General features: G+C 59.5%; 26 protein-coding genes. 10 read left to right on the top strand and 16 right to left on the bottom strand.

Annotated features, from left to right (window positions below):
* Positions 1 to 89 precede the first annotated feature (89 nt).
* On the top strand, positions 90 to 566 hold the full coding sequence (gene greA / locus ACX2DJ_RS08825) for a transcription elongation factor GreA (RefSeq protein ID WP_462572122.1): 477 nt from the start codon (positions 90 to 92) through the stop codon (positions 564 to 566).
* A 71-nt stretch (positions 567 to 637) separates the two neighbouring features.
* Here the strand turns inward: greA and ACX2DJ_RS08830 are convergent, their stop codons facing one another.
* From ACX2DJ_RS08830 to ACX2DJ_RS08855, 6 genes are all read right to left on the bottom strand, one after another.
* On the bottom strand, positions 638 to 1,129 hold the full coding sequence (locus ACX2DJ_RS08830; protein ID WP_462572124.1) for a GNAT family N-acetyltransferase: 492 nt from the start codon (positions 1,127 to 1,129) through the stop codon (positions 638 to 640).
* Positions 1,130 to 1,140: 11 nt separating this feature from the next.
* Positions 1,141 to 1,371, bottom strand: a complete 231-nt coding sequence (locus tag ACX2DJ_RS08835; protein WP_462572125.1) for a DUF4170 domain-containing protein — start codon at positions 1,369 to 1,371, stop codon at positions 1,141 to 1,143.
* 115 nt (positions 1,372 to 1,486) lie between these two features.
* On the bottom strand, positions 1,487 to 1,834 hold the full coding sequence (locus ACX2DJ_RS08840; RefSeq protein WP_462572126.1) for a hypothetical protein: 348 nt from the start codon (positions 1,832 to 1,834) through the stop codon (positions 1,487 to 1,489).
* On the bottom strand, positions 1,824 to 2,213 hold the full coding sequence (locus tag ACX2DJ_RS08845; protein ID WP_462572127.1) for a hypothetical protein: 390 nt from the start codon (positions 2,211 to 2,213) through the stop codon (positions 1,824 to 1,826). Before ACX2DJ_RS08845 ends, ACX2DJ_RS08840 begins: the two co-directional genes overlap by 11 nt.
* Positions 2,210 to 2,650: a phage holin family protein gene (locus ACX2DJ_RS08850; protein WP_462572128.1), complete on the bottom strand. Its 441-nt coding sequence runs from the start codon at positions 2,648 to 2,650 to the stop codon at positions 2,210 to 2,212. The genes ACX2DJ_RS08845 and ACX2DJ_RS08850 overlap by 4 nt, the downstream gene beginning before the upstream one ends.
* Before the next feature lie 23 nt (positions 2,651 to 2,673).
* Positions 2,674 to 3,228 (bottom strand): hypothetical protein, encoded by a 555-nt coding sequence (locus ACX2DJ_RS08855; RefSeq protein WP_462572130.1) that lies wholly within the window; start codon positions 3,226 to 3,228, stop codon positions 2,674 to 2,676.
* Positions 3,229 to 3,398: 170 nt separating this feature from the next.
* Between ACX2DJ_RS08855 and eno the strand changes: the two genes are divergently transcribed.
* A complete protein-coding gene (gene eno, locus ACX2DJ_RS08860; RefSeq protein WP_462572131.1) occupies positions 3,399 to 4,685 on the top strand; it encodes a phosphopyruvate hydratase in 1,287 nt (428 codons plus the stop codon).
* Here the strand turns inward: eno and ribH are convergent.
* The 4 genes from ribH to gyrA form a co-directional block, all read right to left on the bottom strand.
* Entirely contained in the window at positions 4,682 to 5,104 is a 423-nt protein-coding gene (gene ribH / locus ACX2DJ_RS08865; RefSeq protein ID WP_462572132.1) for a 6,7-dimethyl-8-ribityllumazine synthase, read from the bottom strand. The genes eno and ribH overlap by 4 nt on opposite strands.
* A gap of 4 nt (positions 5,105 to 5,108) precedes the next feature.
* The gene (ribB, locus tag ACX2DJ_RS08870) at positions 5,109 to 6,356 is read right to left on the bottom strand and encodes a 3,4-dihydroxy-2-butanone-4-phosphate synthase (RefSeq protein WP_462572133.1); all 1,248 of its coding nucleotides are present in this window, start codon (positions 6,354 to 6,356) and stop codon (positions 5,109 to 5,111) included.
* 107 nt (positions 6,357 to 6,463) lie between these two features.
* Positions 6,464 to 7,306 carry a TauD/TfdA dioxygenase family protein gene (locus ACX2DJ_RS08875; protein ID WP_462572134.1) on the bottom strand — a complete coding sequence of 281 codons (843 nt, stop codon included), beginning with the start codon at positions 7,304 to 7,306 and terminating at the stop codon, positions 6,464 to 6,466.
* Entirely contained in the window at positions 7,303 to 10,143 is a 2,841-nt protein-coding gene (gene gyrA, locus ACX2DJ_RS08880) for a DNA gyrase subunit A (RefSeq protein WP_462572135.1), read from the bottom strand. Before gyrA ends, ACX2DJ_RS08875 begins: the two co-directional genes overlap by 4 nt.
* A 303-nt stretch (positions 10,144 to 10,446) precedes the next feature.
* Here gyrA and ACX2DJ_RS08885 point away from each other — a divergent pair, with 303 nt between their 5' ends.
* Positions 10,447 to 11,817 carry a hypothetical protein gene (locus tag ACX2DJ_RS08885; RefSeq protein WP_462572136.1) on the top strand — a complete coding sequence of 457 codons (1,371 nt, stop codon included), beginning with the start codon at positions 10,447 to 10,449 and terminating at the stop codon, positions 11,815 to 11,817.
* Between the two features lie 70 nt (positions 11,818 to 11,887).
* Here ACX2DJ_RS08885 and ACX2DJ_RS08890 read toward each other — a convergent pair whose 3' ends face one another.
* From ACX2DJ_RS08890 to ACX2DJ_RS08905, 4 genes are read right to left on the bottom strand one after another with little or no spacing between them, the layout of a single operon-like run.
* Positions 11,888 to 12,601, bottom strand: coding sequence for an NYN domain-containing protein (locus ACX2DJ_RS08890; protein ID WP_462572137.1), 714 nt, complete (start codon positions 12,599 to 12,601; stop codon positions 11,888 to 11,890).
* 40 nt (positions 12,602 to 12,641) lie between these two features.
* Entirely contained in the window at positions 12,642 to 13,283 is a 642-nt protein-coding gene (locus ACX2DJ_RS08895) for a carbonic anhydrase (RefSeq protein ID WP_462572138.1), read from the bottom strand.
* 24 nt (positions 13,284 to 13,307) lie between these two features.
* Positions 13,308 to 13,616: a P-II family nitrogen regulator gene (locus tag ACX2DJ_RS08900; protein ID WP_462572139.1), complete on the bottom strand. Its 309-nt coding sequence runs from the start codon at positions 13,614 to 13,616 to the stop codon at positions 13,308 to 13,310.
* Complete coding sequence (locus ACX2DJ_RS08905; protein WP_462572140.1) at positions 13,613 to 14,596, bottom strand: sodium-dependent bicarbonate transport family permease; 984 nt, start codon at positions 14,594 to 14,596, stop codon at positions 13,613 to 13,615. The genes ACX2DJ_RS08900 and ACX2DJ_RS08905 overlap by 4 nt, the downstream gene beginning before the upstream one ends.
* Before the next feature lie 81 nt (positions 14,597 to 14,677).
* Here ACX2DJ_RS08905 and lipA point away from each other — a divergent pair, with 81 nt between their 5' ends.
* Both lipA and ACX2DJ_RS08915 read left to right on the top strand, forming a co-directional pair.
* The gene (lipA, locus tag ACX2DJ_RS08910) at positions 14,678 to 15,634 is read left to right on the top strand and encodes a lipoyl synthase (protein ID WP_462572142.1); all 957 of its coding nucleotides are present in this window, start codon (positions 14,678 to 14,680) and stop codon (positions 15,632 to 15,634) included.
* Positions 15,634 to 16,095, top strand: coding sequence for a type II toxin-antitoxin system RatA family toxin (locus ACX2DJ_RS08915; RefSeq protein ID WP_462572143.1), 462 nt, complete (start codon positions 15,634 to 15,636; stop codon positions 16,093 to 16,095). The genes lipA and ACX2DJ_RS08915 overlap by 1 nt, the downstream gene beginning before the upstream one ends.
* Here the strand turns inward: ACX2DJ_RS08915 and ACX2DJ_RS08920 are convergent.
* Positions 16,056 to 16,562, bottom strand: a complete 507-nt coding sequence (locus ACX2DJ_RS08920; protein WP_462572144.1) for a CinA family protein — start codon at positions 16,560 to 16,562, stop codon at positions 16,056 to 16,058. The two genes, ACX2DJ_RS08915 and ACX2DJ_RS08920, sit on opposite strands and share 40 nt — an antisense overlap.
* Before the next feature lie 13 nt (positions 16,563 to 16,575).
* A complete protein-coding gene (locus tag ACX2DJ_RS08925) occupies positions 16,576 to 17,724 on the bottom strand; it encodes a bifunctional 2-C-methyl-D-erythritol 4-phosphate cytidylyltransferase/2-C-methyl-D-erythritol 2,4-cyclodiphosphate synthase (RefSeq protein WP_462572145.1) in 1,149 nt (382 codons plus the stop codon).
* 80 nt (positions 17,725 to 17,804) lie between these two features.
* On the opposite strand from ACX2DJ_RS08925, the gene dusB reads away from it, so the two are divergent.
* Genes dusB through ntrX form a run of 5 tightly spaced genes read left to right on the top strand, consistent with a single transcriptional unit; the run spans position 17,805 to position 25,000 of the window.
* Complete coding sequence (gene dusB, locus ACX2DJ_RS08930; protein ID WP_462572146.1) at positions 17,805 to 18,821, top strand: tRNA dihydrouridine synthase DusB; 1,017 nt, start codon at positions 17,805 to 17,807, stop codon at positions 18,819 to 18,821.
* Positions 18,818 to 19,915, top strand: coding sequence for a two-component system sensor histidine kinase NtrB (locus ACX2DJ_RS08935; protein WP_462572147.1), 1,098 nt, complete (start codon positions 18,818 to 18,820; stop codon positions 19,913 to 19,915). Before dusB ends, ACX2DJ_RS08935 begins: the two co-directional genes overlap by 4 nt.
* The gene (locus tag ACX2DJ_RS08940) at positions 19,912 to 21,324 is read left to right on the top strand and encodes a sigma-54-dependent transcriptional regulator (protein ID WP_462572148.1); all 1,413 of its coding nucleotides are present in this window, start codon (positions 19,912 to 19,914) and stop codon (positions 21,322 to 21,324) included. The genes ACX2DJ_RS08935 and ACX2DJ_RS08940 overlap by 4 nt, the downstream gene beginning before the upstream one ends.
* A gap of 59 nt (positions 21,325 to 21,383) precedes the next feature.
* A complete protein-coding gene (locus ACX2DJ_RS08945; RefSeq protein WP_462572149.1) occupies positions 21,384 to 23,627 on the top strand; it encodes a sensor histidine kinase in 2,244 nt (747 codons plus the stop codon).
* A complete protein-coding gene (gene ntrX, locus ACX2DJ_RS08950) occupies positions 23,627 to 25,000 on the top strand; it encodes a nitrogen assimilation response regulator NtrX (protein ID WP_462572150.1) in 1,374 nt (457 codons plus the stop codon). Before ACX2DJ_RS08945 ends, ntrX begins: the two co-directional genes overlap by 1 nt.
* Positions 25,001 to 25,160: the final 160 nt, after the last annotated feature.

The raw sequence follows: 25,160 nt of genomic DNA on the forward strand, positions 1-25,160 counted from the left end.
TTCGACGCTCCCAAGGTTGCCTCGGCAGAAGCAGCCACGTCCGAAATAACTCTGAATATCAAAGGGAAGGGCGCTGGAGGAAAGACTGGATGGCTACGATGGAAAAGGTTCCGATGCTGGCTGAGGGCTATGAGCGGCTGACGGCCGATCTCAAGGTTCTGCGCGCGGAACGCCCGAAAATTGTCGATGCGATCGAGGAAGCTCGCGCGCATGGCGACCTGTCGGAAAACGCCGAATACCATGCCGCCAAAGAGCGTCAGGGCCAGGTCGAGGCGCAGATATCTGAGATCGAAGACAAGGTCAGCCGCGCACAGATCATCGATCCCACCATGCTATCGGGTGACAAGGTGGTGTTTGGAGCCACTGTGACGCTGCTCGATGAAGACGACAAGCCGATAAAGTATCAGATTGTCGGCCAGACCGAAGCGGACGCAAACCGGGGGCGGATATCCTACAACTCGCCTATCGCTCGCGCGCTGATCGGCAGGCAAGTAGGCGACGAGATCGAGGTCACGGTGCCATCGGGCGACCGGTTCTACCTCCTCGACAAGATCGAATTCATCTGATTGCTTATGATTTCCTACGCAAGCAGGAATTCAGCGCGAAGAGACTTTTGAGCTCCTGCTTTCGCAGGAGCTCAGACTAAGGCTTTCTCCATCGCATAATTGTGGATCGGCACTTCCCGGTCGTTGTGCTCGATCGCGAAGTCGCGCCGATGCGTGACGTGGTAGCCCGCTCGCTCGAAAGCGGGCAGGGCCAGCTCGCTAGCTTCGGTGTAGAGGCGGGCACATCCCCATTTGCGCGCTTGATCTTCTGCCGCGGCCAGCAATTGATCGGCGAGCCCTCGGCGTGTGTGATCGGGATGGCAGTAAAGATGGTCCAAATGGCCGTCCTGCTCGCACAGGGTATAGGCAACAGGCATGTCACTGGTTTCGGCTGCGACCATTATCCAATGTCCTTGTTCCGCACGCTCCAGAATACGTTCCCCGGCCGCTGGCGAACGCGCGGCCCAGGCGGCGACTTGCTCCGGTGAATATCCACGCCCACCGATTACGCGAACCGCCTCAGCGAAAATTTCACCGAGGCGCGGAGCATCGCTGCTCCGAAACAGGCGCAGTGTATAGGGCATGTCCCGAGCACTTATTCTTCCGGCTCGAGCAGGCGGTGGAGATGGACCACTACATATTTCATTTCGGCATCGTCCACTGTGCGGTGCGCATTAGCGCGCCAGGCCTCAACCGCGTCGTCATAATTGCTGAAAACGCCCACGACATGGACGCTTTCCGGATCCTGGAATTCCAGTGAACGGGGATCCTTCACGCGGCCACCCATCACCAGGTGCAGCCGCTGCTTTGCCTCATGTTCAGCCATGATCTTTCGTATCTCCTTGGGGAATCGCGCGCGCCATAGCCTAGCCTGCGGCTCAGGCAAGCAAAAGCGGGACGATCGGGAGAATCCGAGCGGTCAAGAGCCCGCTGGCACAGATTCAGTCAGCTGCGAGATCCTGCAGGTAGCCTTCATTCTGTGCCGCTTCATCGCGGCGTTCAGATGCGCGCTCGTACATAGTCAGGGCAAAGGCAATTGCGGCATCGGTGGCAATCCGTCCCAGAAAACCGGTGGCGGTGGCCGCCTTGCGCCCTCCGCGCGACAAAGTCCCCAAGGCTAGCCCAAGGGCGGCTGCGGCCCCAATCACCAGCAGGGGATTGGCTTTGACAAAATCGATCGCTTCGTGCGCTGCGTCGCGGGCATATTCGCTCGCTGGGCGGTTCGTGAGGCGCTGCTGCGCCTTCTCGATCCGTTCGCGCAAGGCTGTTCGATTTGCTTCACTGGTCATGATAGTCTTCCGCTTTCGGGTTTGCTTCTTGAACGCTGGCGTCGGCCTCGTCGGACGATTCTGTTGTCTGAGGCCCTCCATCGTCGCCTTCGGTCGCACCACCAACCAGTGCGGCAATCGGTTTACGTGCCAGCCACAGCGCTACACCCGTTCCCACAACTCCCGCGATCGCCGTGATCAGGCCACGATTGGCGCGCGCAGCACTCCCGGCGCGGTCAGCCAGATCAAGCGCATCATCGACCACCTTGTCGGCCAGTTCGGTGCCGATCCTCTTGCCGGAAACGGCTTCGCGTACACGCAGGAATTGGCCGAAAATGATCGATCGCGCAGTATTACGCATCTCCCGATCCTCGGATAACTGTCGCTTGAGGTCGCTCATTTGTCGGCATCCTCGTTCGCGTTATTGAATGCTTCTCCAATTTCGCGGGTGGAGCTTTGCATGCGCATCACAAGGATAAAGGCGCCAAGCAGCAGAAGGCCCACGACAATCGCTGTCGCGCCCCATGCGGTGACATGGGGAGTCAGGGCGATGACAAGGCCAACCACCAGCGCAATGAGCGCAAGGTGGATAAAGGCCAGCGCGAAGAGGCCTGACAGCACGGCTGACTTGCTGCGATTCGCCGCAAACGCGAGTCGGGTTTTCTGGAATTCGACTTCAGCCTGCACGAAGTTGCGGCCGTCCGAAACTAACGCCGCGACATCGTCGACCAGCGAAGGGCCGGACGGCGAACCGGCACGCTCGTCACCGCGCACCGCGGCTTCGAGTTCGTCATCTACATCGTCGGGGCGCGGATCAGGCCGATCCTCATCACGCATATCCAACCCCCTATGTTAAACGATCAGCCGCGCCCGCCGCGGAACAAACGGGCTACCAGAAATCCGAAAATCGCGGCAATGCCGATCGCGGTTCCAGGACTTTTGCGTACGAGTTCGCGCGCGTCCTCGCCGATCTCTTCGACGCTCTTGGATTCGAGCTTTGCGCTGGCTTCCTGTAGGCTGCGCGATGCTTTCCGGGCATAATCGCCATATTGTTCGCCAATTCTCTCGTCGATCTGTGGCGCAGTGTCGGCCACTATCTTGCCGAGAGATGCCAAGGCATCGCTGGCACGGGTTTTGCCTTCAACGGCAAGTTCGCCGGCCTTCGCCTTGGCTTCGTTTCCATAGGTCTTGGCTTCAGCAACCAGATCGGTACCTTTGTCACGAACCTGTTCGCGATACACGCCAGCACGCGCGCCAGCTTCTGCCTTCAGTGCGGCTGCGCCTGCACGGGCTTCATCAAGCGCCGCGTTGAAGCGAGATTTGGCTTCTGCAGTATTGTTGCTGGCCGCTTCGGTCTTTGCCGCCTTCTTGGCGGTGGGTTTCTTTTGGGTCTTGCTTTTGGTCGTCTCTACCATGATCCGTCCTTTGCCTTGTAATTCGATTATATCCGGCAAGAATACGTTTGCCGAACTGTTTTATAAGGTAACGCGGCTTGCGCCGCGATGTTCCGGCGCATAGAGCGCTGCCAATCCCCGATATGGTGGTGTCTTAGCCAATTACAACACATCGAGCCAGGAGCTTGCCCATGACCGCGATTATCGATCTGCACGGCCGCGAAATCCTTGATAGTCGTGGCAATCCCACGGTGGAAGTCGATGTGCTGCTGGAAGACGGAAGTTTCGGACGAGCTGCGGTTCCATCGGGCGCGTCGACTGGCGCGCATGAAGCGGTTGAACTGCGCGATGGCGACAAGGCCCGCTATATGGGCAAGGGCGTGCTCAAGGCGATCGAAGCAGTAAATACCGAGATTGCCGATACGATCCTGGGCCTTGATGCCGAAGACCAGCGCGATATCGATCTTGCCATGATCGAGCTCGATGGCACGCCCAACAAGGGCCGAATTGGAGCCAATGCTATCCTCGGCACCAGCCTGGCCGTGGCCAAGGCCGCAGCCAATGCGCGCGGGCTGCCGCTCTATTCCTATCTCGGCGGGGTGGCCGCACACGTCCTGCCGGTGCCGATGATGAACATAATCAACGGCGGCGAGCATGCCGACAACCCGATTGATATCCAGGAATTCATGATCATGCCGGTGGGGGCGGATTCTCTGGCAGAGGCAGTGCGCTGGGGCTCGGAAATTTTCCACACGCTGAAGAAGGGTTTGTCGGACAAGGGGCTATCGACCTCGGTTGGCGATGAAGGCGGCTTTGCCCCCAATCTTGCCAGTTCGCGCGCCGCGCTCGATTTCATCATGGCTTCAATAGAACAGGCCGGATTCAAGCCCGGCAGCGAAGTCGCGCTCGCGCTCGATTGTGCGGCGACCGAGTTTTATGCCGATGGCCGCTATGACATGGCGGGTGAGGGCACCTCGCTGTCGAGCGAGGAAATGGCGGACTATCTTGCGGCGCTGTGCTCCGATTATCCGATCCGCTCGATCGAAGACGGGATGGGCGAAGACGACCTTGATGGCTGGAAAATCCTGACAGACAAGATTGGCAGCAAGGTCCAGCTGGTGGGTGACGATCTGTTCGTGACCAATCCAAAGCGACTTGAAATGGGGATCGGCAATGGTCTTGCCAATTCACTGCTGGTGAAGGTCAACCAGATCGGCTCGCTCACTGAAACGCTGGCCGCGGTCGAAATGGCACACCGCGCCGGCTACACTTCGGTGATGAGCCACCGCTCTGGCGAGACCGAGGATTCGACGATCGCCGATCTCGCGGTTGCGACCAATTGCGGGCAGATCAAGACCGGCTCGCTCGCGCGGTCTGACCGGCTTGCCAAATACAATCAACTGATCCGGATCGAGGAAGAGCTGGGGGCCAGAGCGGTCTACGCCGGCCCGCAGTGCTTCGGAAGGCTGGCTGGCTAAGCCCCGAAGCGCTGCTGCAACTCGAGCAGGGCGAGCGCGGCCTTGGCAGCTTCGCCGCCCTTGTCCTTCTGCGCAGGGTCGGCGCGGACCAGCGCCTGCTGCTCGTTCTCGACCGTCAGGATTCCATTACCGATAGCGATCCCGTCCATCGTCAGCGCCATGATCGCGCGGGCGCTTTCCCCGGCGACGATCTCGAAGTGATAGGTTTCGCCGCGGATCACCACGCCGATCGCCACGAAGCCGTCATACTGGCCGCTTTCGGATGCGAGCGCGATCGCTCCCGGAATCTCGAGCGCGCCGGGCACGGTAATGACTTCCACCTTATGCCCCGCAGCTTCGATGGCAGCGCGCGCGCCGGCGATCAGCAGGTCATTGAGATGACCGTAGAAACGGGCTTCGACTATCAGGATGCGTGCCATCGGTTTACTCCGGGATTGGCATGAGACTGGCGATGTTGAGGCCAAAGCCTTCGATCGCCACAACATTGGGCTGCGAGTTGGTCAGCAAGATCATTTCGTGAATATTGAGATCGGCCAGTATCTGCGAACCGATCCCCACATTGCGCTCTTCGTCGCTATCGCTGTAAGTGCCGGTAGCCGAGCGATCGCGCAGGATCACGATCACGCCCGAGCCATGCTCGCCCACCGCAAGCATCGCGCGCTGGAGCGTACGCTTGCGCGGGCCGGGTTGGCCCAGCACATCGTCGAGTACCGAGATCGGATGAACACGGGTAAGTGTGGGCTCTCCCGCTACGACATGCCCCTTCTGCAGGACATAGGCCTCGCTGCCGTCAACTTTGTTTCGATAGGTGAGGAGGCGCCATTGCCCGCCGTAATCGGATTCAAAACTGCGTTCGTCGACCCGCTCGACCAGGTGATCGTTACGCCGGCGGTATTCGATCAGATCACGGATAGTGCCGATCTTGAGGTCGTGCTTGCGGGCAAAGCCGATCAGATCGTCGAGCCGTGCCATCGAACCGTCTTCGTTCATGATCTCGCAGATCACGCCGGAAGGATTGAGCCCTGCAAGGCGCGAGATATCGACCGCCGCCTCGGTGTGGCCAGCGCGCACCAGCACGCCGCCATCGCGGGCGGCAAGCGGGAATACATGGCCAGGGGTGACAATATCCTCCGGTCCCTTGCTGGAATCGATCGCCACCGAAACGGTGCGCGCGCGATCAGCCGCCGAGATACCTGTGGTTACGCCTTCTTTCGCCTCGATCGAGATCGTGAAAGCGGTCTGCATGCTTTCCTTGTTGTTGCGGCTCATCGGTTCAAGCCCGAGCTGCTCCACGCGCTTGCGAGCGAGCGCCAGGCAGATCAATCCGCGCCCATGCGTCGCCATGAAGTTGACCGCATTGGGTGTTGCCATTTGTGCAGGGATGATCAGGTCGCCTTCGTTCTCGCGATCCTCATCATCGACCAGGATATACATGCGGCCATTGCGTGCCTCGTCGATGATTTCCTCGATTGAAACGAGGGCGGGGCGGTCGTCGCTTTGCAGCAGGAAATTCTCCAGCTTGGCAAGCGTCTCTGCAGTTGGATTCCAGCTGGCATCTGTGCAGTCGCGCAGCGTATTGGCATGCAGGCCCGCAGCACGGGCCAGGCCAGCGCGGGTAAGTTTGCCTCTGTTTACGAGATCGCGGACTTGTTCAATGATCGTTGTGCTCATACGGCAATTCTAGCACATTATAATGTGACTACAAGATCAATTTGTAACATGTTAATGTGATTGGGTCGGCGCTGGAATATCGCCACCAAGCTTCTGTATTCAACTATCTAGGCCGTCCAACCCGCAATGGTCGTGCGGTGCAGCTCACGCCGGTAGCCTTCGTAACCACCAGTTGCCTTGTGGAGGACAGAGCGGTTGTCCCACATAACCAGCATGTCCGGTTCCCACCGGTGGCGGTAGATAAACTCCTCCCGGCCTTGCCATTCGGCAAGTTCAGACAGAATGCCGATCGCATCGGCTTGTGCCATGCCTTCGATCCCGACGATATAGCCTAGGGTAGAAAACAGCGCTTCCTCACCGGTTTCAGGATGGCGTTGCACCAGCGGATGAAGCTGCGTGGCGCGCGCGCTTTCATCTGGCCGAATCGCCATGCTACGGCCCCGGTCCTTATCGCCATAAGCCCCTTCAGGGGCATAGGCCATTTGGGCGCTATGGATCGCGATTAGCGTCCGCAGATACTCCTTGCGGTGGTCAGGCAGCGCTGCGAATGCCGCAACCTGATCCGCGAACAATGTGTCGCCACCGGTCGGCGGAATTTCGATCGCCAGCAAGCAGGTTCCGGCCGGCGGAGCCGCAAGAAAGCTCCAGTCGCTATGCCAGTTTTCGGCAAAGAGGGGTGTCTGCTCGTCGGCCTCGCGCAGGATTGCAGCAATGTGTTCGCGCCCTTCGATGGGAGCGAAGAACGGATCCTCGCCAAATCCGCCCATCGCAATAGTGAAGCGTTCAAGCGCGTCATCGTCCATGCTCTGGTCGGCAAGGGCGAGCACTTTGTACTTGAGCCATGCTGTTCGGATCTGAGCAACCAGCGCAGGCGAGAGCTCTTCCATCAGGTCAATTCCAGAGACGCGCGCGCCGCAAATCTGGCCTGACGGAATCACGGTTAGCGTCATCCGCCTGGCTCGCCTTCGATGTCCCGGTCGGATTGCGGCGGCGTGTAAGGTGTCGTCTCTTCGCTGCCGCGCCCTGCCATTTCCTCGACCACGGCTTCTTCCGCTTCGTTTTCGGGCGCCTCGGTTTCATCGATCAACACTGCGCTGACAATGGTTTCGTCTTCTGACACGTTGAACAGCCGCACGCCGGCCGAGCTTCGCCCGATCACGCGGAATGCTTTTTCAGCAGCATCTTCGTCATCGGTCAGATGGCGCAGGCCAAGCGGCAAGCGGATCAGCTTGGCCTGGTCGGTTACCAGCATCAGTTGTTGGTCGTGGCGAACCGGGAAGCTCGCCACCACCGGGCCGTTGCGCTTGATATTGTCAATGTTGACGATGCCTTGGCCGCCGCGCCCGATGCGGCGATATTCATAGGCGGACGAAACCTTGCCATAGCCATTGGCGCAGACAGTTAGGATGAATTGCTCATTCTCGACGAGCTCCGCAAAGCGCGCGGGATCGAGTTCGGGCTCACCTTCTTTCTCGGCCTTCCACGGCGCGAATTTCACATATTGCTCGCGTTCGTCTGCGTCGGTGCCGACACGGTGGAGGATCGAAAGCGAAACAACTTCATCATCGGCCTTCAATTTCATGCCCCGAACGCCGGTTGAGGTGCGCGAGGTGAACTCGCGGACATCATCACCCGCAAAGCGGATCGCCTTGCCCTGGCGCGTGGCGAGCAGCACATCATCGGTGGCCTCTAGCAAGGCCACTCCGATCAGCTTGTCATCGCTGGCATCGTCGAACTTCATGGCATATTTGCCGTTCGATGGAATGTTGGTGAAGGCGTCCATGCTGTTGCGCCTGGCGTTGCCTTTGGCAGTGGCGAATACCACCGAAAGCGCACCCCAGCTTGCTTCGTCTTCCGGCAGCGGCAATACGGTGCGGATTGTCTCGCCATCTTCAAGGGCAGGAAGCATGTTCACGATCGGCCGACCGCGCGTATTGGGCCCGCCTTCGGGCAGTTTCCAGACTTTAAGCCGATAGACCTTGCCCGATGTCGAGAAGAACAGCACGGGATTGTGCGTGCTGGTAACAAACATCTCTCGCACGGCATCTTCGTCCTTGGTGGACATGCCTGCGCGGCCCTTACCCCCGCGGCGCTGCGCGCGGAAGGTGGAGAGCGGGGTACGCTTGATGTAGCCATCATGGGTGACGGTGACGACCATCTCGTCGCGCTCAATCAGGTCCTCGTCTTCGAGCCCATCCCATGCGGGAGCGATTTCGGATACGCGCGGCGTCGCATAGGTGGCGCGGATTTCCTCTAGCTCTTCGCGCATCAAGCCATACAGCTTGGCGCGGTCCGCCAGAATCGAGAGGAATTCCTCGATCGCCAGGGAAAGCTCTTTCAGCTCACCGCCTATCTCATCGCGGCCAAGCCCAGTAAGGCGATGCAGGCGCAGATCGAGGATGGCCTTTACTTGCCGCTCACTGAGGCGATATGTGCCTCCCTCTTGATCTGCATCGGGGTCCATCGCTTCAATCAGGCGGATATATTGGGCGATATTGCCTATCGGCCAGTCACGGGTGAGCAATTTTGCCCGTGCTTCGGCGGGATTGGACGAACCGCGGATTATTGCGACCACTTCATCAAGGTTCGAAACCGCAACCACCAGGCCCAGCAATATATGCGCACGGTCGCGAGCCTTGTTGAGTTCGAACTTGGTACGCCGGGTGATGACCTGTTCGCGGAACTGGATGAAGGCCTGGATGATGTCACGCAGGGTGAGCACTTCGGGGCGCCCCCCCTTGATCGCCAGCATATTGGCCGGGAAACTCGCCTGAGCTGGCGTGTATCGCCATATCTGGTTGAGCACGACTTCGGGTGACGCATCGCGCTTCAGATCGATCACCACCCGCACGCCCTCGCGCGAACTTTCGTCGCGAATATCGGAAATGCCCTCGATCCGCTTGTCCTTGGCCGCCTCGGCGATCTTCTCCACCAGCCCGGATTTGCCGACCTGGTAGGGAATCGAAGTGAAGATGATCGACTGACGGCCTTCGCTTTTTGCGCCCCGCGTCGCTTCGATCTCGTGCCGCGCGCGCATAAGCACCGAACCGCGCCCGGTGGTATAGGCGGCCCGCGCGCCCGATTGTCCCAGTATCAGGGGGGCGGTCGGGAAGTCTGGCCCCGGGATATATTCGATCAGTTCCTCAGTCGTGATCGCAGGGTTGTCAATGAATGCCAGGCAGCCGGCGATCACTTCACCCAGATTGTGGGGCGGAATATTGGTAGCCATGCCCACCGCGATCCCACCTGCACCATTGACGAGCAGATTGGGGAAGCGCGCCGGCAGGACCGTAGGCTCTCGGCGCGAACCATCATAGTTATCGGCGAAATCGACAGTATCCTTGTCGAGATCGTCAAGCAGGCTATTGGCGACTCTGGCAAGGCGCGCTTCGGTGTAGCGCATCGAGGCCGGGGGATCGGGATCCATCGAACCGAAGTTCCCCTGGCCATCGACCAGTGGGACGCGCATCGACCAAGGCTGCGTCATACGCGCCAGCGCGTCATAGATCGCACTGTCGCCGTGCGGGTGATAGTTACCCATCACGTCGCCCACGATCTTGGCGCTCTTGCGATAGGGACGGCCCGCGACAAAGCCGCCTTCCTGGCTGGCGAACAGGATCCGGCGATGCACCGGCTTCAATCCGTCGCGCACGTCAGGCAGGGCGCGGCTCACAATTACGCTCATCGCGTAATCGAGATAACTTGCCTTCATCTCATCGACGATGTCGATGCGTTCGAATTCACCCAGTGGGTGAGGCGGCGGAAGGGTTTCGGTATCGTCGGTCAAGATGGGTCCGATCTAGCGCTGAGTGCGGGCTAAAGTCTGGTCCTTTATGTAGGCGCAGGCAGGTGCTTTCGCCACCGCTTGTCCGGCTCAAAAGCCGGACACAGGGTGTTTTTTCCACACATAGCGGCCCTTCTGGCACTTAAGCTGGCACGAGTTTGCTGCGTGTTCCATTCAAAGCGCGTTCAGCACGATTGACATAGGGAGAATTGCAAATTCGGCAAAGGCAGGCCATGGCACCGCCCGCATGTAATAATCCAGACGCCTGATCGAGGCGTTGTATCTTTGGTTTCAGGAGGCATCACAATGCGTTTTCTCATTTCCAATTCGCGTACCCGCAAGAAAGCCGGCTCGCATTTCGCTATGGCGATCGCGCTGGCGACTGGCACTGCGATGCTGAGCGGCGTGGTTGCAGAGCCTGCACAGGCTCAGCGCGAAAAGAAGGATCGCAAAAAAGAAAACAAGCCGGAATATTCGAAGGAGTTCATCGAAATGTTCCAGCCCATGCAGGAAGTCGTCAATGCAGAAGGCGGCGATATTGCATCGATCAGCCCACAGTTTGGCAATCTGATTGCCTTGTCGGTGTCGCCAGATGAAAAGATCGTGGCCGGCGGACTGATTTACAATGCTGGTGCAAAGACCGGTGACCGGGCTGCGCAGCTCGAAGGAATGAAGTTGATGCTTTCGAGTGGGAAGGTGGAAAGCGAGAATGTCGGGCGTTACAACTTCATTTCCTACCAGCTTGCCAACGCTCTGGGGCAGTATTCAGATTCGCGTACCTATCTACAGCGAGCGATCGATGGTGGTTTCACAGCCGACAATGTATCCAAGCCGATCATGCAGATCGCAATGGCGGAAAGCTTCATTACCGAAGAACGTTTTACCGAAGGTCTCGACTATCTCTCGAGAGCAATCAGCGAAGCCAAGGCGGAAGGCCTGCAGATCGATGAAGCGTGGTATCGCCGCGGCTTGAGCGTGGGCTACAACAACGAGGTTGTGCCGCAGGTCTATGACTTCGCTGCGGGCTGGGTTAAGGATTATCCTTCGCCCACCAATTGGCGCGACGCGATCAACATTGCCCGCAACCTCAACGAGTTCGATTCTTCTGCGATGCTTGATCTGCTGCGCTTGTCACGGCGTGTTGATGGGCTCCAGAACAAACAGGAATTCATCGCCTATGTCGAAGCTGCCGATCCGCGTCGACTGCCCAAGGAAGTGAAGCGGGTGATCGAGTTCGGCTACTCCTCCGGCCGGGTCAGCCGTGACGATATCTATCTCTCGGATTCGCTGAAAACCGCCGATTCTCGCATTGCCGCTGACCAGGCCGAACTGCCGGCACTGGAACGCGATGCCAATGCAGCTGGCGCCGGATTGCGCACGGTCGTTGCGGCGGGTGATGCCTTCCTGAGCTATGATCAATATGCCAAGGCTGAAACCTTCTATACCAAGGCGCTTGGAATACCCGGCGTTGATACGAATATGGTGCTTACCAGGCTTGGCCTCGCCCAGGCTGAGCAGGGCAAGTTCGATGAAGCTCGCGCAAACTTCGCCAAGGTTACGGGCCCACGGGTTCCGATTGCGAAACTGTGGACCGCCTATGTGGATCAACGCGACAAGGCTGCGCCTGCAGCACCGGCAGAACCGGCGGCTGCTACCGCAGTTGACAGCCCTGCCTGATTTCGAAGGCTGATTGCCCGATCAAGCGCGGTCCCTTCAGCGGGGGCCGCGCTTTTTTGCGGTCAATTCTTCAGCGCAAGCGCTTGACGTAGACCTGGCCATCCGAGCCGCGCTTCATTTCGAAACGGTCAAGCGAACGGATCAACTCCGATAGCCGGCGAAAGCCATAGTTGCGGACATCGAAGCTGGACCGGTTGCCGGCGATCTGGCCGACTTCCTGCAGTTTGGCGAAGCCTTCATCGTCGCGGTTAGAGGCCTTCCAGGCCCCGCCAAGAAGCTCGATCAGCTCCTCATCTACCGTGTTCTCGCCGGTTCCTGCAGCCGCACCACTGGTACCTTCACCCTTGATCAGTTTACCAATGTCGATGAAGCGCGTGCACGCGGTGCGCAGCGCTTCCGGCGTCTTGGCATCGCCAAAACAATAAACCGGCAAACCATCTTGCCGAAGCCGAGTAATCAGCGGGGTAAAATCGCTGTCGCTGCTCATGATCCCGAAGCCGTGGACCTTGCCCTGGTAAAGCAGGTCTACCGCGTCGATCGTCATCGCCATGTCAGTGGCGTTCTTGCCGCGAGTAAGATCGAATTGCTGGTGCGGACGAATGCCATAGCGATTGGTAATATCGGCCCAGCGTTTGAGCGCATCCTTGGCCCAATTGCCATAGGCGCGGCGGATGTTCACCTGTCCCAGCTCAGCCAGGACGGTAAGCACGGCATTTATTCCGCCCGGATCGACATTGTCGGCATCAATCAACAGGGCGATGTTCTTGGCGTTCATTTCAGACATGTCGCATTACTTGGAGTTAACGACACGCCCGGGCAAGGGATTAATCGACAGCCTTGAAATCACCGCTGGCATCATCATGCACATACAGCACTCCCTCGGAAATAGCGAAAAAGGCACCGCGAAGTTTAAGTTCGCCGCTGATTTCCTTTTCAGCCACCCATGGAAATGTGCGCAAGTTGGCCAGGCTCACCTTTACCGCTTCAAGTTCCATAGCGCGTTCTGCCTCGCGGCTCTGAGTGCCATATTGCGCGGCAACGGGCTCACGCGCTTCATCAAGCAAATGGATCCAGTCGGCCATGAACCCGCCTTTGCCAGGATCGTTGCCGTGGAAATCTTTCGTCAGCGCTGCCTTGCAGCCGCCGCACATCCCATGGCCCATGACCACGATCTGCTTTACCCGCAGCATCTGGACGGCAAATTCAACCGCCGCAGACACCCCGTGATGCCCGGCGCTAGTCTCGAATGGCGGAACCAGAGCGGCGACATTCCGCACGACAAATATCTCGCCCGGGTCCACATCGAAAATCTGCGCAGGATCAACCCGGCTGTCGCTGCAACCGATGATCATCAACTTAGGACTCTGCCCCTCTGCCACCAGCCTGTCGAAGCGGGCCCTCTGGCGCTGATAGCCATCGGCACGAAAACGCTTATAGCCTTTCAGCAGTTCGGCAAACTCAGGCATCGATAATCAAACCTTCCACGGGTGTTAGAAACGTTCGCCGCGGATTACCTGCACGTCCCACATGCTCAGCAATAATCCATGTGACGTCAGGATTGGGGCGATCTCTTCCGCGAGACGCATGGCCTTGTCTTCAGGCGCAATCGTCAAGATTAGCACCTTGTCGGTGCCCATTACGCGTTCTTCGCGCCAGTGCCCATCGCGGCCCTTGCCGGATTGCACCGGAACAATCGTCCAACCTGTGATTTCGGCTCGTTCAATTGCTGCCGTGACACGCTTTACCAGCGCGGTATCTGAAAGGATTTCGATCCGCTTGCGAGTAACAGTCTCGATCATGGTGCGGAGCCTCCCAAGCTTGCGAGCGCCGAGGCGAGGGCGCTGATCAGGCCGATGTTTATGAGTATGTTGAACGGGAAAGTGATGCTGAGCGACATGGTGAGGTAAATCCCCGGATCCGCTTCAGGTAACGCAAGCCGCATGGCTGCGGGCACCGCGATATAGCTGGCGCTTGCGCACAGTACGCCAAGCGCAGCCGCTGAACCGACGTCGAGGCCTATTACGGTCCCGAGGGCTGCGCCCAGTGCGCCATTTACCAGAGGCAAGCCAATCGCAATCACGATCAATCGCAAGGTCAGCGCGCGGGCATCCATGATCCTGCGCGCTGCGATCAGCCCCATGTCGAGCAGAAACAGGCAGAGGACGCCTTTGAAGCCCGCCTCGAAGAAGGGGCTGACCTCGGAGAAACCATCCGCTCCGCCGATCATGCCGATTGCAAAGGCGCCCAGCAGCAGCACCACCGAAGCATTGAAGAATACCTCGTGCAACAGTTCTCCCTTGGACTGATCGCCATTGGCGCCAAGGCCCCTTGCAAGCAGCAAGCCTGAGAGGATTGCAGGCGTTTCCATCGCTGCCATTACCGCCACCATGTAGCCGCCGGGCGGTTTGCCCTGAGCTTCAAGGATTTCAACTGCGGTGACGAAGGTTACCACGCTGACCGAACCGTAATGCGCTGCAACAGCGCCCGCATTGATCCGATCTAGACGGCCAAAGCCCTTCAGGACCGCTTGCGCATAGAATGGTATCAGGAAACTCGCGGCGATCCCGGCAGCCAGCGCCGCCAGCACCGTTCCATCGATACCTGATTTGGAAACCGCGACACCACCTTTGAGGCCAATGGCAGCCATCAAATAGAGCGACATGCCCTTTGCAATCGCCTCTGGGATCGCAAGGTCGGATCGGGCGAAAGCCGCGAGCAATCCGAGAACAAAGAACAACACCACCGGGGAAGTGAATGTTTGCAGAGCGCTTGCGTCCATGAGCCTGCCGTTAGCCAAGCATAAGTATTTGGGCAAGATGGAGCCATTGCGCGGCGCAACGGCTTTCCCTAGATGAGCGCCATGAACGACCTCTCGTCCAATCCGCCGGGCAGCGAAAGCCCGCGCCCCGCTCGCCAGCGCAAGCCAGACTGGATCCGCGTAAAGGCGCCCGTCAGTGAGGGTTATAATGAGACACGCAAGTTAATGCGTGAACTCAACCTCAACACGGTGTGCGAAGAGGCGGCATGCCCCAATATTGGTGAATGCTGGACCAAGAAGCACGCAACGGTGATGATCCTGGGCGATGTCTGCACGCGGGCCTGCGCGTTTTGTAACGTCAAGACCGGTATGCCGCGCTTGGTAGATCCGATGGAGCCTGAGAATACTGCGATTGCCGCAGCCAGGATGGGGCTGGAACACATCGTCATCACCAGCGTCGACCGCGACGATTTGCCCGATGGCGGGGCAGGGCAGTTCGTGAAGGTGATCAAGGCGCTGCGGCGCGAGACGCCCGATACCACGATCGAGATCCTCACGCCCGATTTCCGCGGCAAGATGCGCGCTGCTGTGGAAGCCATTTGCGAAGCCGGCCCAGACGTTTACAACCACAACCTCGAAACTGTTCCAAGGCTGTATCCGACCATCCGGCCCGGTGCTCGCTACTATGCTTCTTTGCGCCTGCTGGAAGAGGTGAAGCGCCACGATCCGATGATCTTCACCAAATCCGGCATCATGTTGGGGCTGGGCGAGCAGCGGCTTGAAGTGCATCAGGTGATGGACGACATGCGCAGCGCCGAGGTCGATTTCATCACCATGGGGCAATATCTCCAGCCGACACCGAATCATGCGACGGTTGAGGAATTTGTGACGCCTGACGCGTTCAAGGCCTTTGGCTCGATCGCTCGCGCCAAGGGTTTCCTGCAGGTTGCCGCAAGCCCGCTGACGCGCTCGAGTTATCACGCTGGCGACGACTTTGCGCAGATGAAGGCCGCGCGTGCTGAAAAGCTGGCCAAGGCACAAGCCCCCCAGAAGGCCTGATGCCAGGAGTCCGCGAGACCAGGCGATTGCCATATAGCGCCGAGCAGATGTTCGATCTGGTGGCTGATGTAGGTCGCTATGCCGAATTCTTGCCTTGGGTGATTGCCACGCGCGTGCGCTCCAACACTGAAACCGAGATGATTGCTGACATGGTGGTCGGCTTTAGATCACTGCGCGAAAAATTCACCTCGCGGGTCGAAAAGGATCGCCCGCATGTGATCGATGTCCATTACGTCGATGGCCCGCTCAAGGACCTCGACAACACATGGAAATTCCGGGCACGCCCCGATGGCGGTTGCGAAATAGATTTCTCCGTCGAATTCACGTTTAAAAGCCGGGTGTTTGAACGGCTCGCCGGACAGTATTTCGACCGCGCCTTTCACAAGATGGTAGCTGCGTTCGAGGCGCGCGCCGACGAGGTCTACGGAAGCAGCAACTCGAGTGCGCATAGCGTCGCCTGATGGCGAACACCAGCGCGGTCGAGGTCGTTGAACAGCTTGAGTTCGCCTTCGGGCTTGTCGTCGCCATTACGGGTTGCCCGGGCAAAGACAACCGTGCCGACCGGCTTGAGCTTGGTTCCGCCGTCGGGCCCGGCCACCCCGCTGATAGCTACCGCCACATCGGCATTGCTGCGCTCAAGCGCGCCCTTGGCCATGGCCCAAACGCAGGCAATCGACACCGCGCCGAATGTCTCGATAATGTCGAGCGGGACACCCAGGCTCTCCATCTTGGCCTCGTTGGAATAGGTCACGAAGCCGCGATCGAGCACGGCGGACGAACCTGGCACTTCGGTCAAGGCTGCCGCCACAAGGCCGCCAGTGCAGCTTTCGGCGAGTACGATCTTGCGCCCAGCCGCACCGTTTTGCTCAACCACCTTGCGGGCCAGCTCCTCAATGTCGGCGGGCAACAGTTTACCTGCGTCTATCATGCCTCTCTGCCTCCTAGTAACACTCAAGGCAGGCCACTGCCTGTGCCGCAATTCCTTCTCCGCGACCAGTAAAGCCAAGCCGCTCGGTTGTCGTCGCCTTGACGCTGACCTGTGTCAGATCAACGCACAAGAGCGCGGCCAGTTTCTCGCGCATCGCATCCCGATATGGGCCAATTCGCGGTTCCTCGCAGATGACCGTCACATCAAGGTTGGAAATCCGGTATCCGGCGGCATTGACCAGAGTCACTGCATGTTCGACAAACAGGGGGGAGGGCGCACCCTTCCATTGCGGGTCCGAAGGGGGGAAATGGGTGCCGATGTCGCCATCTCCGATCGCGCCCAGCAGGGCGTCGACAACGGCGTGAAGTGCAACATCGGCATCGGAATGCCCGGCCAGACCGCGACTGTGCGGGACATGTACCCCGCAGAGCCAGAGTTCCTCACCTTCCACGAGCCGGTGGACATCGAATCCCTGACCAATCCGCATTGGGGGAAGTGCAGCCATCAAGTCCTCCGCAAAGGTTACTTTCCTAAGCAGTTCGTCGCCTTCGACAAGTGCGACATTGCCGCCCGCTGCGATCAGTACCTGCGCATCATCCCCAGCGTCGGGTGCGCCCTGCCACGCGCGATGCGCGGCCAGGATGGCGTCAAACCTGAATGCCTGCGGGGTCTGCACGCGCCGCAATTGCTCGCGCGCGGCTGCACCGCTCATCATATTGCCAGCTGCAATCGCCAGGCTGTCGACTACCGGCAGGACCGGGATCGCCCCGGCATACTGGCCAAGCGTAGCGAGCAGGCGATCGATCACGGTACGGGCCAAGCCGGGACGCGCCGCATCATGGATGAGCACCCGCTCCGGAGTTTGAGACGCGAGCGCCTCTAGCCCGCTACGCACCGATTCCTGGCGTGTTGCGCCGCCGGTGACGAGGCGACAGCTATCGAGCCCGGTCAGTGCGAGCCGGGCGAGCTCCTCGGCGTCGTCGGCGATCACGACAATCACCTCGCTGGCCCCGCCATCCAGCATCGCCTCCACCGAGTGGCGCAACAAGGGCTTGCCGCGCCACCTGGCAAACTGCTTGGGCACATCGCCACCCGCGCGCAGGCCTTTGCCGGCCGCGACTACGATGGCCGCAAAGGAGGGAGGAGTGGAGCTATTGTTCACGGGCGCTCGCGCTTAAGGACTGGACGGGCCAAGTGCAATCCACTATGCGCTGCCCAAATTTTAGGCAACTGCATCAATTCATGACCGCGCTCCCAGCTCCGCCGGCCTTAAAGCCGATAAAGATCGGGCCTGTCACCATCGACACACCGGTGGTGCTTGCGCCGATGACGGGTGTCACTGATCTACCGTTCCGGCGGCTCGTGCGGCGCTATGGTTCGGGCCTTAATGTCACGGAAATGATCGCAAGCGAGGCGGCAATTCGCGCCACGCGGATCAGTATTCAAAAGGCCGAATGGGATCCGGCGGAGGAGCCGGTATCGATGCAACTGGTGGGCTGCGATCCGGCCAGCATGGGCGAAGCCGCCAGATTGCAGCAGGGCAATGGTGCGGCGATCATCGACATCAACTTCGGCTGTCCCGTGCGCAAGGTCGTGGGCCAATATGCCGGCAGTGCGCTGATGCGCGAAGTGCCGCTGGCGACAAGGCTGATCGAAGCGACAGTCAAGGCAGTGGACGTGCCGGTAACCGTGAAGATGAGGATGGGCTGGGATCACTCCAGCCTCAATGCCCCTGAACTGGCCAGGATTGCCGAGGATCTGGGGGTCAAGATGATCACCGTCCATGGCCGTACCCGCAACCAGATGTACAAGGGGCATGCCGATTGGGCCTTTGTCCGCAAGGTAAAGCAGGCGGTTTCGATCCCCGTGATCGTCAATGGCGACATCTGCACGATCGACGATGCGGCGCAGGCGCTCGAACAATCGGGCGCCGACGGATTGATGATCGGGCGGGGCGCCTATGGCAAGCCGTGGCTGCTGGGCCAGGTAATGCATTGGTGGAAGACCGGTGAAAAGCTCGAGAGCCCGGATTTCGACGAACAATACGCAACCTTGGTCGAGCATTACAACGACATGCTCGAACATTATGGCCGCGAAACCGGGGTCAAGATCGCGCGCAAGCATCTGGGCTGGTATACCAAGGGCATGCATGGCTCGGCAGAGTTTCGCAATCAGGTCAATTTCATCGACGATGCCGACCAGGTTCTGGGTGAACTGGAACGCTTCTACGTTCCGTTCCTGCGGCGCCGTGCTGCGTGAACCGGGTGGCTGACGTCGCTGGCGCCATCCCCGACCACGCGGCGCAGATCGGCGGCCTGGTATTCGCCGTGCTGCTGATCGACGGCCGCGGCAGGATCGCGCAAACCAACCACGCCGCAGAAATGCTGCTGGGCAAAAGCGAGAAGCGGATGTCCCGCCAGTGTTTGACTGAAGTTGTCACTCTTCACGACGAGCGCGTGCTCGATCACCTGGCCCGGCCCGACGCTTCGCTGGTTGCGCGCGACATAAGCCTTTTTGTCGATGGGCAGGAACACCGCGTGAATCTCACCCTCTCGCCGCTGTCAGCCTTTCCCGGTTGGCGCGTTGTCACGCTTTCCGAAACGGGGCATGATGATGCTTCGGGCGAGCAGGAGGGTGAAGCCGCGAGCCTTGGTGCTCCGGCAATCCTCGCGCATGAAATCCGCAATCCACTGGCCGCGATCCGCGGTGCGGCGCAGCTGGCCGCGCGCAGGCTTGAGCCCAAGGACCGCGGGCTCGCCCGCGTGATCACCGATGAAGTTGACCGGATCGCGAGGTTGATCGACCGGATGCAGCAGCTCGGGCGTTCGACACCGGAGGAATTGGGGCCCACCAACCTGCACGAAGCGATCCGTTCCGCGATCGCCACAGTGCGAGCGGCGGGAACCGAAGGCATCGAGATCCACGAGGAATTCGATCCCTCATTGCCGCCGGTGCTGGCCAATCGTGACGCGCTGGAACAGGTGCTCATCAACCTCATTTCCAATGCGCGCGATGCGCTTTTCGGAGGCGAGGTGGAAAATCCGCAGATCAGTGTGCGCACTCGCTTTGTCAGCGGATTTGCCTTCAGCGCGGTTCGCCTTGGACGCACTGTGAAACTGCCGATCGAGATCACCGTGACTGATAATGGTCCCGGCATCGATGAAGCGCTGCGCGATCACATCTTCGAGCCCTTCGTCACCTCTAAGAAGTCGGGGCAGGGGCTGGGGCTGGCGCTGGTGCGCAAGCTGGTGCGCGACATGCAGGGGCGCATCGGGCACGAGCGCGATACACGCGAAGGCTTGACCCATTTCCGCATTCATCTTGCGGTTGCATCTGGGGAGAAGGGCGCATGAGCGGATCGATCCTGCTGGTCGAGGACGACCGTTCTATCGCCACCGTGATCACGGCAGCGCTGGAGGATGAAGGCTTCTCGCTGCATCATTGCGAAAGCATCGCGGCGCGCGATCGCCTGCTGGCGGAGCATCGCTTCGATGCCATGCTGACCGATGTCGTTCTGGGCGATGGCGACGGGATCGAGACTCTCGATGCCGTGCGCGCGGCAGACCCGGACATGCCGGTGATCGTGTTGTCGGCGCAGAACACACTCGACACCGCAGTGCGGGCAAGCGAAACGCACGCCTTCGAATATTTTCCCAAGCCGTTCGATCTCGACGAGCTTGTGCGTGCGGTGAAGCAGGCTGCCGGCCAGCGTTCTGGGGCGGAGCCGGCACCCGCTACCGAAGGTGACGGCATGCCGCTGGTTGGGCGCAGCCAGGCGATGCAAGGCGTTTACCGCATGATCACGCGGGTTTTGCGTAATGATCTAACCGTGCTGGTGACCGGCGAATCGGGCACGGGCAAAGAACTTGTTGCCGAAGCGATCCACCAGCTCGGCGCGCGCAAGTCCGGCCCCTTCGTTGCGGTCAACACTGCTGCGATCCCCTCCGAACTGATCGAGAGCGAGCTGTTCGGCCATGAGAAGGGCGCCTTCACCGGGGCCGTGGCGCAGGCGATCGGCAAGTTCGAGCAGGCCAATGGCGGGACCTTGTTCCTTGACGAGATTGGTGACATGCCGGCAGAAGCGCAGACCCGCCTGTTGCGGGCCCTCCAATCGGGGCGGATCCGCCGGGTTGGTGGACGGCAGGAAATTTCCGTAGACGTTCGTATCATTGCGGCGACCAATCGCGACCTGGCCCCGCTGATAGCCGAGGGGAAATTCCGCGAAGACCTGTTTTACCGACTTAATGTGGTTCCGATCGAGATACCGCCGCTGCGCGAGCGGCGCGAAGATATCGAGGTGCTTGCCCAGCACTTTCTCAACCTCGCAGCTGAAGATGGTTTACCGCGTCATCAGATTACGCGCGACGCACTGGGGCGCCTTGAACAGCGGCATTGGCGCGGCAATGTGCGCGAGTTGCGCAATGTCATCTATCGACTTGCGCTGCTGGCGCGCGAGGATGTGATTGAGGGCAAGGTACTAGACGAGATCATCGGCCCTGAACGCGAGACCACGCCTGCCGATCGGCAGATCGACTTCGGGGGCGCGCTGCAATTGTGGCTCGCCGCCAATCATCCGCCGCCTGGAGCGCTCTATCATCATGCGCTTGCTGCATTCGAAAAGCCGCTGATGGAATATGCCCTTATGCAGACCGGCGGCAACCAGTTACGCGCCGCGAAACTGCTTGGAATCAATCGCAATACCTTGCGCAAGCGGTTGGGTGAATTGGCGATCAACGCTGACCGTTTCACCCGAGCGACCTGACCCGAGCGACAAAAAAACAACTTGCATAACTGCAACAATACAGTTGTATCTATGCAACTATGCAGCCACCCGCAGGTCAAGTTCTAAAAGGTGCTCCGCGATGGTGGCGTCGGTTCTCCCTCACCGCTCGCCGTGCAAACCTGTTCGTGTGGCTCGAAGTGGCTTCGGCCCTGGCGTTGCTGGTTGCGGTTTGGAGCGCATGGTACGCCTTTACCAGTGCGCCGCCCGACGGGACGATGCTGCCATCGCCCCAGGTCTCTTTTCTGTTGGTCGGCGCCTTGGTTCCTGCGATGGCCCTGGCGGTGCTGTTCGGAAGGCGCCTGGCGATGCGCCGCGCCGCTGGCAGCACGGCACGCTTGCATGTGCGACTCGTGTTTTTTTTCTCGCTTATTGCAGCCGTCCCAACTCTGCTGGTGGCAGGATTCGCGGCCTTCCTGTTTCAATCGGGCGTCGATTTCTGGTTTTCTGATGAGTCGCGCGGCCTGATGAACAATGCCAATGAGCTGGCTCAGGGTTATTATGACCAGAACCAGCGCGATGTTGCGGAAGAAACCGTCACCATGGCGGGGGACATGCGGTACTATCTCCAGCGGGGATCGCTGGCTGAAGAGGGCTTTGCCGATGTCTATGCCTATCAGGCGCAGGCTCGCGAAATCTCGGAAAGTGCGATTCTGCAACAATTGCCCGATGGCTCGCTGCGCACAGCGGCAATCCTGAATTTGGCTGAAGGCAGCCGTCCCCTGGAATTCAGCAAAATGGCTTTGCCCAAGCTCGACAATGGCGAGTTGGTGGTGGTTGAAGGCAGTTCGGAACGCATCGCGGCCCTGGCACCGATCGATCGCGAGGCCGGGATATATCTCTACAATGCGCGCAGCCCCGAAGAGGATTCGTTCAACTATTGGGAAAAGGCCCGTTCGGTTGCCGCGACCTATGAAGTTCTGACCAAGCGGGCGAGGGCGCTCCAGCTACGCTTCAATCTTGCCTTGTTCGTTGTCAGCCTGGCGCTGGTTGGGATCGCGGTTTGGTTCGCGCTGCGCTTCGCAGATCGTCAGGTTCAGCCGTTGACCGACCTGGTTGCGGCCGCGCGTGAGGTGGGTTCGGGCAATTTCTCGATGCGGGTTGCGGGGCGCACAGGGGCGGATGAAATTGGCCTGCTGAACCGCGCCTTCAATCGCATGACTTCGCAACTTGAGAAGCAAACCCAGGCGCTCGTCAACGCCAATCGCCAGATCGACGATCGACGAGTTTTCATGGAAGCGGTGCTGGATTCGGTTACTGCAGGTGTGATCTCGACCGATCCAAGGGGTCAGGTGCAATTGATGAACGGGTCTGCGCAAGCATTGCTCCAGCAACACGGCCAGCAGAGTTCGGCAGTCGGCATGCAGCTGAGCGATCTTTCTCCGCAAATCTCGGCAATGATCGAAGCCGGTCTACGCAGCGGGATCGTAACTCACTCCAATAACAATGAATTGCTGACGCTGGCAGTCAAAATTGTGCCCGAAAATGGCGGTCATGTCATAACGTTTGAGGATATCACTCGCCAATTGCTCGACCAGCGCCAGGCGGCATGGTCGGATGTCGCGCGCCGGATCGCGCATGAAATCAAAAACCCGCTTACCCCGATCCAGCTTGCCACGGAGCGGCTGAAACGGCGCTATCGCCGCCAGATAAAAAGCGATGGCGAACTGTTTGACGAATTGACCAACACCATTGTCAGGCAGGTAGGCGACCTCAGGAAAATGGTTGATGAATTCAGCTCTTTCGCGCGTCTGCCCAAGCCGACTTTCCGCCACGAAGACGCGCTTGACCTGGTACGTCAGGCGCTGTTCTTGCAGGAAGTGGCGCACCCGCAGGTGAATTTTGCGCTTACGCACGATGATCTCGAAACCGCTGCGATCAATTGCGACCGCCACCAGTTCGGCCAGGCGATGACCAATGTGATCAAGAATGCGGTTGAAGCTGTGGAGGCACGCCAACGCAATGCCGAGCCCGATTTTCGTGGCAATGTGTCAGTGACCATGAGCGACGATTTGTCGCATCTCACAATCACAATCGAAGACAATGGTGTTGGCTTGCCGCAGGAACGCGACCGCATAACCGAACCCTATGTGACAACGCGGGAAAAGGGCACCGGACTGGGCTTGGCGATCGTCAACAAGATCGTCGACGAGCATGGCGGCGACATGAGCTTTTCCAATGGGGAAGGGGGGGGAACGCGCGTTGTGATGCGGTTTGCGCGCGATCCGCTGGAACACGGATCTGGCAAAAGAAACGAAAGCAATGAACAAAGGGAGATGCCGTAATGGCACTCGAAATCCTGATCGTTGACGATGAACGCGACATTCGCGAGCTGGTTGCCGGTGTACTGAGTGACGAAGGCTATATCTGCCGCACCGCAGCTGACAGCACAAGCGCACTAGCCGCGATCGACGAGCGCCGCCCCAGCCTGGTATTGCTAGATGTATGGCTTCATGGCAGCCAGATGGACGGGCTCGAAGTGCTTGATGCAATCAAGGCTCGCGAACCCCAGCTGCCGGTGATTATCTTTTCAGGCCACGGCAATATCGACACGGCGGTGTCTGCGGTCAGCCGCGGTGCGATGGACTTTATCGAAAAGCCCTTTGAAGCCGAGCGCCTGTTGCTGCTGGTCGAACGGGCCACAGAAACCGAACGGTTGCGGCGGGAAAATATCCAGCTTCGCGAAGGATTTTCGCGCGGCGAGGAATTTACCGGCAACTCGTCGGTCATCAATGCAGTGCGCGCAACCCTCAAGCGAGTCGCCAGTACCGGCAGCCGCGTTCTGATCTCCGGCCCGGCGGGCGCGGGCAAAGAGGTTGCCGCCCGCCTGCTGCATAGTTGGAGCCCGCGTTCCGGCCACGCATTCGTGATCGTCAACTCCGCCCGCATCACCCCGGAGCGCTTTGAGCAGGAGCTTTTTGGTGAGGAAGCAGACGGTAAACTCGTGCGGCCGGGACTGCTTGAGCTGGCCGATGGTGGCACGCTTTATCTCGACGAAGTCGCTGACATGCCGCTTTCGACTCAGGCGCGCATACTGCGCGTTCTGACCGAGCAGAGCTTTGTGCGCGTTGGCGGCAGCAGGCAAATCGGGGTTGACGTTCGGGTGGTTTCTTCGACTTCGCGCAACCTGGCGCAGGAAATGGCCGACAAACGTTTTCGCGAAGATCTGTTCTATCGGCTCAATGTGGTGCCGGTTTCGATTCCCTCACTGGCCGAACGGCGCGACGACATTCCGGCGCTGGCTGAACATTTCTTCACGCGCTACGCCAGTGAGCAGGGGGTTCAGCCGCCAGAGATATCCCAACCGGCAATGGCGGCATTGCAGGCACATGACTGGCCCGGCAATGTGCGCGAATTGCGTAATGTGGTTGAACGCACGATCATCATGACCCCGCGCGATGAATTGAGCATGGTCGAGCCGCAGATGCTGCCGAGCGAGATTACCGGCGCGGCGGGTGAGCCGGTTGGCCCAACTATCTCCGATGTCATGGGCGTGCCCTTGCGTGAGGCGCGCGAAAGCTTTGAACGCGAATATCTGATGGTGCAAATTCGCCGTTTCTCGGGGAATATTTCGAAAACGGCGAGCTTCATCGGTATGGAGCGCTCTGCCTTGCACCGAAAGCTGAAGCTGCTGGGGATGACTGATCGTAAGGATTAGGAGCAGTACCGTTAGGCGCTTGGATCACCATGGCGCGGGATTTTACGCGATAAACTCCATTGCCCAAGGCGCTGAAAACCGTCATTGTGCATGACTGACACGGCGCCATGCCGGAGCAATCCGATCGGGCGCCAGATCGCGGACTGCAAAAAGCAGCCGC

Source organism: Altererythrobacter chaiwopuensis, assembly GCF_054957755.1.

Bases quoted from the DNA above. Each gene is read 5' to 3' on its own strand.
- greA (WP_462572122.1), top strand. From the start codon at position 90: ATGGCTACGATGGAAAAGGTTCCGATGCTGGCTGAGGGCTATGAGCGG.
- ACX2DJ_RS08830 (WP_462572124.1), bottom strand. From the start codon at position 1,129: ATGCCCTATACACTGCGCCTGTTTCGGAGCAGCGATGCTCCGCGCCTC.
- ACX2DJ_RS08835 (WP_462572125.1), bottom strand. From the start codon at position 1,371: ATGGCTGAACATGAGGCAAAGCAGCGGCTGCACCTGGTGATGGGTGGC.
- ACX2DJ_RS08840 (WP_462572126.1), bottom strand. From the start codon at position 1,834: ATGACCAGTGAAGCAAATCGAACAGCCTTGCGCGAACGGATCGAGAAG.
- ACX2DJ_RS08845 (WP_462572127.1), bottom strand. From the start codon at position 2,213: ATGAGCGACCTCAAGCGACAGTTATCCGAGGATCGGGAGATGCGTAAT.
- ACX2DJ_RS08850 (WP_462572128.1), bottom strand. From the start codon at position 2,650: ATGCGTGATGAGGATCGGCCTGATCCGCGCCCCGACGATGTAGATGAC.
- ACX2DJ_RS08855 (WP_462572130.1), bottom strand. From the start codon at position 3,228: ATGGTAGAGACGACCAAAAGCAAGACCCAAAAGAAACCCACCGCCAAG.
- eno (WP_462572131.1), top strand. From the start codon at position 3,399: ATGACCGCGATTATCGATCTGCACGGCCGCGAAATCCTTGATAGTCGT.
- ribH (WP_462572132.1), bottom strand. From the start codon at position 5,104: ATGGCACGCATCCTGATAGTCGAAGCCCGTTTCTACGGTCATCTCAAT.
- ribB (WP_462572133.1), bottom strand. From the start codon at position 6,356: ATGAGCACAACGATCATTGAACAAGTCCGCGATCTCGTAAACAGAGGC.
- ACX2DJ_RS08875 (WP_462572134.1), bottom strand. From the start codon at position 7,306: ATGACGCTAACCGTGATTCCGTCAGGCCAGATTTGCGGCGCGCGCGTC.
- ACX2DJ_RS08885 (WP_462572136.1), top strand. From the start codon at position 10,447: ATGCGTTTTCTCATTTCCAATTCGCGTACCCGCAAGAAAGCCGGCTCG.
- ACX2DJ_RS08890 (WP_462572137.1), bottom strand. From the start codon at position 12,601: ATGTCTGAAATGAACGCCAAGAACATCGCCCTGTTGATTGATGCCGAC.
- ACX2DJ_RS08895 (WP_462572138.1), bottom strand. From the start codon at position 13,283: ATGCCTGAGTTTGCCGAACTGCTGAAAGGCTATAAGCGTTTTCGTGCC.
- ACX2DJ_RS08900 (WP_462572139.1), bottom strand. From the start codon at position 13,616: ATGATCGAGACTGTTACTCGCAAGCGGATCGAAATCCTTTCAGATACC.
- ACX2DJ_RS08905 (WP_462572140.1), bottom strand. From the start codon at position 14,596: ATGGACGCAAGCGCTCTGCAAACATTCACTTCCCCGGTGGTGTTGTTC.
- lipA (WP_462572142.1), top strand. From the start codon at position 14,678: ATGAACGACCTCTCGTCCAATCCGCCGGGCAGCGAAAGCCCGCGCCCC.
- ACX2DJ_RS08915 (WP_462572143.1), top strand. From the start codon at position 15,634: ATGCCAGGAGTCCGCGAGACCAGGCGATTGCCATATAGCGCCGAGCAG.
- ACX2DJ_RS08920 (WP_462572144.1), bottom strand. From the start codon at position 16,562: ATGATAGACGCAGGTAAACTGTTGCCCGCCGACATTGAGGAGCTGGCC.
- dusB (WP_462572146.1), top strand. From the start codon at position 17,805: ATGACCGCGCTCCCAGCTCCGCCGGCCTTAAAGCCGATAAAGATCGGG.
- ACX2DJ_RS08940 (WP_462572148.1), top strand. From the start codon at position 19,912: ATGAGCGGATCGATCCTGCTGGTCGAGGACGACCGTTCTATCGCCACC.
- ACX2DJ_RS08945 (WP_462572149.1), top strand. From the start codon at position 21,384: ATGCAGCCACCCGCAGGTCAAGTTCTAAAAGGTGCTCCGCGATGGTGG.
- ntrX (WP_462572150.1), top strand. From the start codon at position 23,627: ATGGCACTCGAAATCCTGATCGTTGACGATGAACGCGACATTCGCGAG.